Origin of the sequence: Desulfurobacterium sp., assembly GCF_027028515.1 — a bacterium.
In the GTDB taxonomy this organism is placed as follows: domain Bacteria; phylum Aquificota; class Aquificia; order Desulfurobacteriales; family Desulfurobacteriaceae; genus Desulfurobacterium_A.
This window is the reverse complement of sequence record NZ_JALVIW010000065.1, coordinates 1-10,466: the sequence shown is the minus strand read 5'-3', so window position 1 is coordinate 10,466 and position 10,466 is coordinate 1. Positions and strand designations below refer to the sequence as shown.

Below are 10,466 nucleotides of genomic sequence, written 5' to 3'. Positions count from 1 at the left end.
AAGGAGTTTCCAGAACTTAAGAAAAAGCTTTGGGGTGGACACCTTTGGACACCATCTTACTACGTTGGAACTGCTGGAAACGTATCTGCTGAAACGATTAGGAGATACATAGAAGAATGTCAAGGAAAGTGAAACGAGCGATAGTTTTTGAGTTAAACCGTTTAACGGAAGAACAGGAGATAATTCTCAGACACCTCACCTACCACGCCGGAAGACTCTGGAATCAAGCAAACTACCTCATAAAAAACAAGTTAGCAAAACCCGATTACAGAGACCTGTATAACAAACTCAAGGACGAATCCCTGCACTTACGCTCCTTACAATCCCGCTCAGCCCAAATAGTTCTTGATGAACTATCAAGAGGATGGAATAACTTCTTCAAGTTCTTAAAAGACCCTGAAAAGTTCAAAAAGAAAGGAGTAAGTGTAGTTAAACCGCCAAGCTACGTAAATCCCGAAATTCCCCACAGAGTAGTAACTTGGGATAAAACAGGATTCAAGATAGAAGGAAATAGAATAAGACTTTCACTGTCAAAAAACTTAAAAGAACACCTGCTCAAAAAGTTTGGATATTCACCAGATTACCTATGGATAGAGACAGGGTATAAGGACTTAGAAAACCTCAAAGTTCTCAACATACAGATAGTTCCGTATAAGTCCTACGGACAGGTAAGCTTTAAAGCGGTAGTAGTGTATGAGAAAGAAATTCCAGAAGTTAGACCGCAAAGTAACAAAGTATTAGCGATAGACTACGGAATATCAAACTTTGCCACCTGTGTGGTGGAAGGGAATCCTACTTCCTACATCATAGACGGAAGAGGAGTGAAAACATTACTGCGGAAGAAACTCAAAAAGATAGTCAACCTACAGAAAAAGCTTGATAACCTCAAGAACAAAGGACTACCGACGATTCAGTTAGAAAGGAAACTCCACAGACTCTGGAAAAGCGTTAAGAACCTTTTAAGAGACTACGCACACAAAGTAAGCAGTCTCATAATAAAGCTTGCGGTTTTAAATAATGTCAAAACAGTAGTAATAGGAAAAGTTCAAGAATCAAAGAACAAAAAGAACAACCTTCCAGACCTTGTAAACCAGATGTTCAAACTGTTACCCCACGGAAAAGTAACAGAACACCTGAAATATAAGCTCAAAGAGGCAGGAATAGAAGTTAAGCTAATAGACGAAAGCTACACTTCCGTTACCGACTCCTGCGGCGAAAATACAGGAGTTAAAAAAGAGAGCAAGGGTAACGGAAGAAGGATAAAAAGAGGACTTTTTCTATCAGCCATAAAAGGACTCATCAACGCAGACGTTAACGGAGCGAGAAACATCTTAAGGAAGTTCAAGAAGAGCTGGTTTGACCTTGTAACGGGACTCAAACAGGTAGTAAGGATAAGAATATACAGGATGAATAAAGGTATCTCCGAATCCCTGCTTTTTGCAGGGATAGGAGTAGAGGGCAGCGTGAACCTGCCTGGAGGGATAAGGGCTGGAGAAATCAGTCAAACTCCCTCAGAAGCCTGCGACTTTAGTCGTAGGTAGTTCACTCTGTTTCTGTCTCCTGAAATTTTGTAGGTTATTCCATACTGTTTTAGTGGTATGCTTCTTGTTTCGCTTTTGAATGAGAGTTTGCCTGCTTTGATTCCTTTTTCTTTTGCTTTTTTGAGGGATTTAAGGGAGTGTTTTATCCTTTCGATTATTCCCTGTCTCATTTGAGATGAGAGAGTATTGATGTCTCTCTTTTCAAAGCCTTCGGGTGTTTTAATTTCTACCTCCTTGAGCTTCCAGGAGTCTTTGGTTAGACGGTTTTCTATGTCTGCAACTACGTAGTTGTAGAGCCACTTGGCTTCAAGGAATAGTCTGTCAAGTTTTTTTCTATCTTTCTTTGATAGGTTCTGAAGTTTAAGTTGATAGACGCGGGGAATTTGACGTTTTCTCCGTTTTCTGGTTGCATTAAGAGTTTCTTTAATTTTCTCTTGCTTTAATCCGTTCATAACTTAAAATTAATCTTTGAATCATCCTGTTTCAACGGCTTACGCTGTGCGGTTCATCTCTGCTTTGAAAAGCAGGGCTTTCTCGCAAAGGCTTTTTGTAAGGTGAAATATGTGGCACGTTCTGATAAATGTTATTCTTCCCGTTTACATTCTAATAGCTGCCGGCTTTCTATCGGGAAAATTCAAGGAAGACTTAGAGACAGACACTATAACGTTTATTGTCCTTTACTTTTTGGCACCTGCACTGGTGCTTTCTTCATTTAAAAACGTTGATCTCTCAATAGAGAATATAAAGTTCATAATCACTAACGGAACAGTAACAATCGCAGCAGTATGGATAGCAGCTGGATTTGTAAGTAAAAAGCTTTACGGAAGGCGAATTCCAGCACTCGAACTGTCGGCAGCTATAATGAACATAGGCTATTTAGGGCTTCCACTTATATACGTCCTCTTTGGCGATAAAGCTTTGGGTTACGCTATAACCTACATGGTCTTTGTAACTATCATCCACTTTACGATAGCAATAGTGGCATTAAATCCGGAAAGTATAAAGAAAGGAGTCATCGAAACGCTAAAAATACCTCTCATATACGCAGTAATTGGTGCCTTCTTCTTGAGAAACTTTCAACTTGCGGAAGGTATTGAAAAGATGCTTAAACTTACAGGCGACTCAACAATGCCTCTTATGCTTCTTGCAATCGGAATAAAGCTTTCCCGCATAAAACCTGATAGAGTATCTCCGGCAATTACAGGCACCTTTTTAAGACTTGTTCTCGGTACACTCATCTCCTTCATTGTAGTAAAAGGATTACAGGCACCACCACTTCTAAAAAAAACGGTGTTTATCCAGTCAAGCCTTCCATCGGCAATCCTTAACTTTGTACTGTGCGACAGATTCAATCAAGACCCGGAAATCAGCGCTTCAATAATATTTTTAAGCACACTTCTCTCTCCCCTGTGGCTTATCTTTGTAATTAAAGTGTTACTTCCGGCAATCTAAAGGAGAAATCTATGAGAGAACTTTTCGGATGGGCAGGATGCATTCTGCTACTTTTAGCCTATATCTTTCTGTATTTTAAAAAGTTTAGACTCTTCCTTTACTTTAACCTTATAGCCTCTATATCCCTGACCATATACAGCCTGCTCCTAAAAAGCATTCCCTTTGCGATAGTGAATGGATTCATAACCCTCGTCGTTGCAAAGAAAATCATAAGAGGAGAACGCTCATAAAACCTTCTCCCTGTACTCTTTGAGAAAATAATCTATCGTTTCTACCCTTATCTTTATTGCTCCAGCAGGGCGATTCTCGTCTATTTCGTGAAAGGTAAAGTAAGGAGTTCCGCTACTTTCCATTATACCTTCAATAACTCCGTAAACAGGAGCGTCAGGACCGCATCTAAAACTTGAAAAGTCAAGCACTGCGATGTTTGGATGACCTGCAGCATAAAGAGCACCCCAGACTTTTCGGTTGGTATTTTCACTGTACGATTTCTTATAAACATGAGAAATAGAGAAAGGATCCTTTTCCCTGAAAACTCTCGCAAGTATGTCTCTATCAACAGGAAGAGAATCTATTGTAAGAATTGGATAACCCCTTTTCTGAATCTCCGTGGTTATACCGTGATTTATCCCCGGATCATTATGGTAAGGCCTCCCAAGAACGAGGACGGCAATTTCACCGCTTTTCTCCACCCGCTCAAGGATTTCTCTACCATAAGCTCTCATAGTAGAAAGATATTTTTTATAAACCTCAAGTCCAATGTCAATAGCTTCCTTGTTTTCTTTTCTTGTTACACCAAAACGTTTTCCAAACGTCTCAAAAAGTTCAAACTCAAGGAAGTCCCTATCGTGGAAGTGCAGGATAGGAGAGATAAAATCAATACCTTTACGTTTAAAGACGTTTTCTTCTTTCGTAAGAACCGCATTCACAACCATTGGCGTTCCCGAAACTGTAGGACAAGCTTTAGAATCTTCACAATCCTTTAAAAAACGCATTAAAGTTAAGATTTTCGGGAAAAAGATAACATCAGGTTTTTTCCTTAAAAGGTTAATAACGTGGGCCAACGCCACTTTACTGGGGAAACAAGGGTCTATGGCACCACCAACCATATCCCTTTTCACCATACTCTCACTTGTAAAAGGCGAAAAGAGAACTTTAGCACCTAAAGACTTAAAATAACCTGTAAAGAAAGGTGCAATAGCGTAAAAGTTAAGAACTCTTGGAATACCTACAACAACACCTTTCAATCTATTTGAAATTACATCAACATCAAAATCTTGAAAAACAGTTTTGGCAGAGATCTCCGACATGTCAGGAAATCTTTCCTTAATCTCTTGCAGAAAGTTAAGCTGTCTCTTTAGAGACTGCACATCAACAGCCATTCCCTTTTCACACGGAGCAATAATGTAAAGGCTATCTCTTCCCTTAACCTTTATAAAGGTTCTTAAACACCTGTTTGTACAGAAATGACATCTTGTGGTCTCATCACTTATAACCTCAAACTGCATATTTTCAACAGTTTCAAACCCGGGGAACACCGTTTCTTTTGTCTTCATGGCTTCGACAGCAGCTCCGAAAGCCCCCGCCTCACCGGTTATAGGATGGACAAAAATTTCCGCATCGGGAACCTTCTCTTTTATGAAGTCGTACTGAGCCTTAACTGCGGCGAGGTTTCTCTGTGTTCCCCCCTGCAGGAGAAAATACTTACCGAACTTTTTAAGGTTCGGTTCCTTAACAACGTACAGCCAAATATTTTTTGGAAGAACCTTTGCAAGACCTGCCATTATTTCTTGAGGTTCCCATCCAAGACGCTGGAAATCAACAATATCCTGTTCAAGAAAGACTGCACAACCAAAATTAAACTCAGGAACATACACTGCCCTAAAAGCAACGTCTGCATACTCTTCTACTCTGTAACCAAACCTTTCTGCAGTCGTTTGAAGAAAATATCCATTTCCTGCGGAACATTGAGTATTCAATTTAAAATCTTTCACCTGATTGTTGGACATAAACATCACCTTTATATCCTGCCCTCCAACATCAACAATAACATCAACCTTATCAAAGAAAGAGAGAGCCGAAATTGTGTGGGCAACCGTCTCAACAACTGCAACATCGGCACCTATTATTTCTTTTATCATATCCTTAGCATAGCCTGTAACGCCGACTCCTTTAACATCAAGAACAGCCCCTTTAGACTCAACAGACTTCTGCACCTGCTTTAAGAGATTTTTAACATCCTCAAGAGGATTTCCGCAGGAAAGAGTGTAAGCTTTTTCCACTATCTGCTTTTTATCATCTATAACAACCACTTTGGTAGATGTTGAACCACCATCAATTCCTATATAACAGGGAATTCTTTCACCTGGCACAATCTGTCTCACCGGAACAATAACTCTGCCGTACCTTTTCAAAAACTCTTCAAGCTCTTCTTCATCCTTTACTAACCCGGGTACCCCTATTTCTTTCTTCAAACCATCCCTACCGATACTCAAGAATTCCTGTAGTTTATCGCAACCTTTATAAGGACTCTCCTCTTTTATACCAGTAAGAGCAGCCCCTATTGAGGCAAAGAATTGAGCGTTTTCCGGGACAATCACGCTGTTTTCATCAAAATCAATAGCCTTCTCTTTCCAGACTCTCTCAAGATGAAACCTCCAGGCCTGACGAAGTGCCGGGAAAAATGTATGAGGCCCACCAAGAAGTAGAACTTTAGGTACAAGAGTATAACCTCTTGTAAGAACGGTAAGGTTCTGAAGAACTATTGCATCAAAAAGAGATACAAGAAGCTCTTCGGCAGGAACACCACTCTTTTGAAGACCTGTTATATCTGTCTCAGCAAAAACACCACACTTAGCAGCAACCGGATAAACCTTTGAAGCATCGTAAGACACAGAAGCTGCAACATCCGGTGATATTTTAAGTTTACTTAAAATTCTATCTATCGTTGCACCTGTCCCACCAGCACACTTATCGTTCATCGTCATTAACTTTCTTTTTCTACCGTTAACATCAAACCAGAAAATCATCTTTGCATCTTGACCACCAAGCTCAACGACACTTCCTACATCTGGAATAGTGCTTTCAACCGCTCGAGTTACAGCGTTTACCTCCTGGATAAATTGAACTCCAAGAACTTTGGAAAAAGATGTAGCACCACTTCCCGTCATAAAGAGGTTAAACTCTCTACCAGCAATCGCTTCAATATCTTTTAAGAACTTTAAAAGCTTTTCACCCTGCCTTGCCTCGTGCCTCTCGTAACGTTTATAGATAACATTTCCTTTTTCATCAAGCAAAACGCATTTTATGGTAGTTGAACCTATATCTATTCCCGCACTTTTCATTCTGCCTTCCCTGAACTCAAAAGTATATAGAAGAAAATTAAGAACATTGTTGAATACCGGCAATAAACGGCTATCTTTATTCTATAACTATTATAGAATTATAGACAGAGGAAAACATGGAACTTTTATCACCGGCTGGAACTTTAGAAAAACTAAAAGTTGCCGTAGATTTTGGCGCTGATGCGGTATATGCAGGCGTAAAACAGTTCAGCTTAAGAGAGAGAGCAGGAAATTTCACGATAGAAGAACTATATGAAGGAATTAGATACGCCCACTCAAAAGATAAAAAAGTCTATATAACGCTCAACGCGTTTTTACGAAACAACGAATTAGAAACCTTTAAAAAAACTGTTGACGCTGTGGCTAAACTTAACCCAGATGGATTTATTGTGGCAGATATCGGTGCACTTTCCATAATAAGAAGCAGAACAGACATTCCTATCCATATCAGCACACAGGCAAATGTAACAAATATAGAAACAGTAAAAGCATACCGGAAGCTTGGTGCCAGCAGAATAGTTCTCGCCCGAGAGCTATCACTCAAGGAAATAGAAGAAATTAAAAAAGCTGTACCGGAAATGGAAATAGAAGTATTTATCCACGGCGCAATGTGTATGGCATACTCAGGAAGATGTCTGCTTTCAAGTTATCTGACAGGAAGGGATCCCAACCGGGGAAGCTGCGCCCAGAGTTGCAGGTGGAAATATTATGTCGTTGAAGAAAATAGAGAAGGCGAACTATACCAAATTGAGGAAGACAGGCACGGCACGTACATTTTCAACTCTAAAGACCTGTGTGCACTTCCACTCCTTGATAAACTTTACGAAATAGGTGTTGACTCTGTAAAAATTGAAGGAAGGGTAAAAAGCGTATACTATGTAGCTGTAACAGCAGCCATTTACAGAAAAGCTATCAATCTTATTAAAAACAAACCTAAAGAATTCAAAAAAAATTTACCTTATCTTCTAAACGAAATAGATAAAATAAGTCATAGACCTTACACCACAGGTTTTCTCCAAGACAAAACTTTACTTCAATATTATAAATCAAACTCTTATATAAGAAAATATAAATTCCTTGCACTTTGTAAAAATGAAGTTTGGGAAGTAAGAAACCCCTTTTCTGTAGGAGACAAAGTAGAAATTTTCTTCACTAATGGAAAATCTGTTAAAACTTTTGTAAAAAAAATAATACAAATAAAAGGAACAAAAAATATAGAGATTAAAAAAGCACATCCCAACTTCAAAGTCAAACTAAAATTTCATACTTATGTTACAGGTAATAAAACAATGCTCTTACGGCAACCTACTTAAGGAGGCTTCCCATTTTAAATATAGGTAAATACATAGCAATAATTATAAAGCCAATTATTCCGCCTATAAATACCATCATAAGAGGTTCTATGAGGGACGTTAAACCATCAACCATCGTATCTACTTCTTCCTCATAAAAATCAGCTACTTTGCCAAGCATTTCGTCAAGGTTACCTGCATCTTCACCAATAGCCACCATGTTTATAAGCATAGGTGGAAAAATCTTGCTACGGGAAAGAGCTACAGCAAGACTTATACCCCTTTCCACCTGATCTTTCACTTTTTTTATTTCCTCCTGAATAATCTTGTTGTTAGATGTTTCCGCAGCAATATCCAGAGCTTTAAGAATATTTATACCACTTGAAACCATCGAAGAAAGTGTCCTGGCAAAGTTAGCAATTGAACTTTTTAAAATAAGATCACCAAAAATTGGTATTTTCAACATAAACATATCAAAATAATATCTAACTTTATCTATTTTTAAAAGTTGCTTAAAAGCAATTATAAAGACAACCAACGCTCCAATCATCCAACCTATATAATCTCTTAAAAAATTACTGATATTTATAACGATCTGCGTTAAAGTTGGAAGCTGACCACCAAGGTCTTTATATATATTTGCAAAAGTAGGAATAACAAAAATCAAAATGCCGGAAACAATTATTGTAGCTATAATTAAAACAAACGTAGGATAGAACATCGCACTTTTCACTTTAGAACGAAGATGCTCTATTTTTTCAAGATATTCTGCGAGTCTTTTTAAAGTTGTATCCAGAGTACCTGCCTCTTCTGCCGCCTTTATCATACTTATGTAAAGATCACCAAAGACATCTTTATGCTTTGCAAGAGCTGCAGAAAACTTACCCCCTTCTTCTACCTCTTTTGCAACATCTTTTATAATTTCTTTTAATTTTCTATTAGAAACTTGCTGTTCAAGTGCTCTTAAAGCACTGACAAGCGGAATACCAGCATTTATCATAGAGTAAAGCTGACGTGTGAACAATACTATATCTTTCAGCTTAACTCTATCCATAAAGGATAGATTAATTTCCATATTTAGACCGGAAGATTTTTCTTCCTTGACGGACTCTATATAAACTATTCCTTTGTTCCTTATAAGATTTTTAGCCATATCAATATTATCAGCGGTAACTTTACCTCTCTTAACCTTCCCAAAAATTGTCTTACCTTTATAACTGTAAACAGGCATATCTCACCTATCCCGAATAAGTTTTTATCAATGCTTCAAGTTCTTTAACATCGGGGGAAACTGTTTTTGCTGTTTCAAGAGTAATCTCTCCTGAAAGGTACAATTTAGCCAAACTTTGATTCATCGTTACCATCCCTGTCTCTGCTTGGCCAGTCTGCATTAACGAATAGATTTGATGAAGTTTGTTTTCTCTTATAAGATTTCTGATAGCCGCCGTCGGTATAAAGACTTCCGCCGCAGCAACTCTACCTTTTCCATCTTTTCTCTTAAGGAGTTTTTGAGCCACTATACCCTGGAGAGAAAACGAAAGCTGAGTCCTTATCTGAGACTGCTTATTTGCTGGAAAAACATCAACTATACGGTTTATCGTCTCTATCGCGGAATTGGTATGCAAAGTACCAAAAACAAGGTGTCCGGTTTCCGCAGCAGTTAGAGCAGCTGCAATAGTTTCTGTATCCCTCATCTCACCTACAAGGATGACATCCGGATCTTCACGAAGTGCTGATCTAAGTGCATTGGCAAAACTCTTCGTATCACTTCCGAGTTCTCTCTGATTCACAAGAGACATCTTATGCTCATAAACAAATTCAATAGGATCCTCAATCGTAATTATGTGATAGGGATAAGTTTCATTAATAATATTAATAAGAGAAGCAAGCGTTGTAGATTTACCTGAACCGGTAGGACCTGTAACGAGCACCAATCCTTGATCAAGATGTGCAAAACTTTTTACAACCTCTGGTAACCCAAGTTTCTCAAACTCAGGAATTTCAAAAGGAATTAAGCGAAACACTCCACCCAATGCAGAGCGTTGATAAAAGGCATTTCCTCTAAATCGCGCCAGATTTTCTATTCCAAAAGAAAAATCAAGCTCTAACTCCTCTTCAAGGCGCTTCTTCTGCATATCAGTAAGAACACTGTATATCAACTTTTTTGTATCATTGGGTAAAAGGATTTCATACTCTTCCATTGGAATAAGATCACCACTAACTCTCACTCTTGGCGGACTTCCAGGCGAAAGATGAAGATCCGACCCACCTCTTTCAACAAGCTCCCTAAGAAAATCAACTATTGAAGCCATTATCCTTCCTCGCTTCTTCTAATAACAAAAATTTTTCAATTTGTTAAACTCAATTATAACACACTCAACATGGCAGCTAATAACGAAAATTAAAAAACAGAATTAAAAACCTCTACAACAACTTCTACAGCAACTGCCAGTAAAAATAAGGCAAACCACTTTCTAAGTTTATCTGGATGTACTTTATGCATAATTTTTACACCAAAGCGGGTTCCAACATAAAGGCCCGGAATCATAAAAATAAGAGCAGGAACGTAGATATAACCGATAAAAAAAGGATTACTAACACGATGCCATCCATAGTAAATATAATTGAGAGACGAAAAGAGAGCATTAAAGAAAACAACACCTGTGGAAGTCGCCATAGCAATTTTTATAGGTATATTTCCAAATGAATAAAGCATCGGAGTAACAACAGCCCCGCCTCCCACACCAAGAAGTCCTGCAAGAAATCCAGAAGCAATACCCGTTAAAAATACCGCCCTATAATCTATTTTTTCCTTTTTTTTCTTGCTATCTGAACCC

At 38.4% G+C, this 10,466-nt stretch carries 10 protein-coding genes; 5 read left to right on the top strand and 5 right to left on the bottom strand.

The window, feature by feature from the left end; translation table 11 throughout:
• Positions 1–132: transposase (locus MV676_RS06085; protein WP_297445836.1), on the top strand; the 132-nt coding region annotated here is incomplete at its 5' end.
• Positions 117–1,541: a transposase gene (locus MV676_RS06080; RefSeq protein WP_297445835.1), complete on the top strand. Its 1,425-nt coding sequence runs from the start codon at positions 117–119 to the stop codon at positions 1,539–1,541. The genes MV676_RS06085 and MV676_RS06080, both read left to right, overlap by 16 nt.
• Here the strand turns inward: MV676_RS06080 and MV676_RS06075 are convergent.
• Positions 1,502–1,993 (bottom strand): hypothetical protein, encoded by a 492-nt coding sequence (locus MV676_RS06075; protein ID WP_297445833.1) that lies wholly within the window; start codon positions 1,991–1,993, stop codon positions 1,502–1,504. The genes MV676_RS06080 and MV676_RS06075 overlap by 40 nt on opposite strands.
• Before the next feature lie 109 nt (positions 1,994–2,102).
• On the opposite strand from MV676_RS06075, the gene MV676_RS06070 reads away from it, so the two are divergent.
• Positions 2,103–2,993, top strand: coding sequence for an AEC family transporter (locus MV676_RS06070; protein WP_297445831.1), 891 nt, complete (start codon positions 2,103–2,105; stop codon positions 2,991–2,993).
• 11 nt (positions 2,994–3,004) lie between these two features.
• On the top strand, positions 3,005–3,223 hold the full coding sequence (locus MV676_RS06065) for a hypothetical protein (RefSeq protein WP_022846894.1): 219 nt from the start codon (positions 3,005–3,007) through the stop codon (positions 3,221–3,223).
• Here the strand turns inward: MV676_RS06065 and MV676_RS06060 are convergent.
• Positions 3,218–6,337 carry a BadF/BadG/BcrA/BcrD ATPase family protein gene (locus MV676_RS06060; RefSeq protein ID WP_297445829.1) on the bottom strand — a complete coding sequence of 1,040 codons (3,120 nt, stop codon included), beginning with the start codon at positions 6,335–6,337 and terminating at the stop codon, positions 3,218–3,220. The genes MV676_RS06065 and MV676_RS06060 overlap by 6 nt on opposite strands.
• Before the next feature lie 116 nt (positions 6,338–6,453).
• Here MV676_RS06060 and MV676_RS06055 point away from each other — a divergent pair, with 116 nt between their 5' ends.
• Positions 6,454–7,650, top strand: coding sequence for a U32 family peptidase C-terminal domain-containing protein (locus MV676_RS06055; RefSeq protein ID WP_297445827.1), 1,197 nt, complete (start codon positions 6,454–6,456; stop codon positions 7,648–7,650).
• Here MV676_RS06055 and MV676_RS06050 read toward each other — a convergent pair.
• The 3 genes from MV676_RS06050 to MV676_RS06040 form a co-directional block, all read right to left on the bottom strand.
• Complete coding sequence (locus MV676_RS06050) at positions 7,643–8,860, bottom strand: type II secretion system F family protein (RefSeq protein ID WP_297445825.1); 1,218 nt, start codon at positions 8,858–8,860, stop codon at positions 7,643–7,645. The two genes, MV676_RS06055 and MV676_RS06050, sit on opposite strands and share 8 nt — an antisense overlap.
• Positions 8,861–8,867: 7 nt before the next feature.
• Positions 8,868–9,941: a type IV pilus twitching motility protein PilT gene (locus MV676_RS06045; RefSeq protein WP_297445823.1), complete on the bottom strand. Its 1,074-nt coding sequence runs from the start codon at positions 9,939–9,941 to the stop codon at positions 8,868–8,870.
• A gap of 89 nt (positions 9,942–10,030) precedes the next feature.
• Positions 10,031–10,466: sulfite exporter TauE/SafE family protein (locus MV676_RS06040; protein ID WP_297445822.1), on the bottom strand; the 436-nt coding region annotated here is incomplete at its 5' end.

Bases quoted from the DNA above. Each gene is read 5' to 3' on its own strand.
- MV676_RS06055 (WP_297445827.1), top strand. From the start codon at position 6,454: ATGGAACTTTTATCACCGGCTGGAACTTTAGAAAAACTAAAAGTTGCC.
- MV676_RS06060 (WP_297445829.1), bottom strand. From the start codon at position 6,337: ATGAAAAGTGCGGGAATAGATATAGGTTCAACTACCATAAAATGCGTT.
- MV676_RS06065 (WP_022846894.1), top strand. From the start codon at position 3,005: ATGAGAGAACTTTTCGGATGGGCAGGATGCATTCTGCTACTTTTAGCC.
- MV676_RS06075 (WP_297445833.1), bottom strand. From the start codon at position 1,993: ATGAACGGATTAAAGCAAGAGAAAATTAAAGAAACTCTTAATGCAACC.
- MV676_RS06080 (WP_297445835.1), top strand. From the start codon at position 117: ATGTCAAGGAAAGTGAAACGAGCGATAGTTTTTGAGTTAAACCGTTTA.
- MV676_RS06050 (WP_297445825.1), bottom strand. From the start codon at position 8,860: ATGCCTGTTTACAGTTATAAAGGTAAGACAATTTTTGGGAAGGTTAAG.
- MV676_RS06070 (WP_297445831.1), top strand. From the start codon at position 2,103: ATGTGGCACGTTCTGATAAATGTTATTCTTCCCGTTTACATTCTAATA.
- MV676_RS06045 (WP_297445823.1), bottom strand. From the start codon at position 9,941: ATGGCTTCAATAGTTGATTTTCTTAGGGAGCTTGTTGAAAGAGGTGGG.